At 60.2% G+C, this 995-nt stretch carries 1 protein-coding gene; it reads right to left on the bottom strand.

Annotated features, from left to right (window positions below; translation table 11 throughout):
* Window positions 1-123 precede the first annotated feature (123 nt).
* Window positions 124-995, bottom strand: an 872-nt coding sequence (locus HF027_RS15440; protein ID WP_209316479.1) for an IS701 family transposase, incomplete at its 5' end; no start/stop codon positions are given.

Raw genomic sequence — 995 nt, 5'->3', positions numbered from 1 at the left:
CTAGTCGGGCTTGTTGCTGCCGACAGTGGCATTGCCAAGCCCGGTACTGGTGCTTTCGTCGCCAGTCCGACCAATGAAGCACATGGGACAAGGCTTGCTGCCCTTGCCATAGCCATCTCCCTATTAGTCGCCTGAGCTCGGAGAGTGTCCACTGGATCCTGCCGGCAACGGCTTTTTTTGCTGCTGGCTCGCTTGCCGAATCGCCATCAACAGGGCGTGGGCCAGCAGCGACAAGGTGATGTGGCGATGCCAACTGGCCCAGCACCTCACCTCGTACTCATCCAGGCCGCATTCCCCCTTCGCCGTCTGAAAACCCTGCTCGATTTTCCAGCGCTGACCCGCGACCCGAACCAGTGTCTCAATCGATACCCATTCCTTGGGCGCATGGACCACATAATAGGCCTGCTCATCCGGTTTCGAGAGGCTGCGCCGGATCAGGAGATAATGTCCCCAATGTCGTGCCTCTTCCGTAGGCTGCAGCCTTGTCAGAGGCGTCAACGCCCAGTCGTACCAGCGTTCGCCCTTGCTGCCTGAGCCGGCGGACAAGGTCTGCCATGCATCATCCGGCAGGGCCGCTGCGATCTCGTCAGCTCGCGTGTACTGAAAGCTCTGCCACCACAAGGGTTCGTTACAAGCCACTTCTAAGACAAAAGGTTGCGACCGCTCCTCCAGCCATAGGCGCAGGCTGCGGTTGCCGCCATAGACACTATCTCCCGTCACCCAGGAGGCCGGAACCCCCTGGTCCAGCGCACGCTCCAGCATCCGGCGAGCGAGCTCAGGTTTGCTGGCGAATTCGACGTCATCGGGAATCCCAGCACGTCGACAACGCTCGCGATCCTGTGTCCAGGATTTGGGCAAGTACAAGGCGCGGTCCAGGAAGGCATGCCCTGCCTGACTGGCGTAGAGAAGAAAGACGCCGATCTGGCTATTTTCAATTCGACCGGCGGTGCCACTGTACTGGCGTTGCACGCCGGCCGAGTGCTGACCTTTCTTGA

Origin of the sequence: Halomonas salinarum (genome assembly GCF_012062845.1) — a bacterium.
Lineage (GTDB): Bacteria > Pseudomonadota > Gammaproteobacteria > Pseudomonadales > Halomonadaceae > Onishia > Onishia salinarum.
This window is presented reverse-complemented; position numbering and strand designations above follow the sequence as displayed.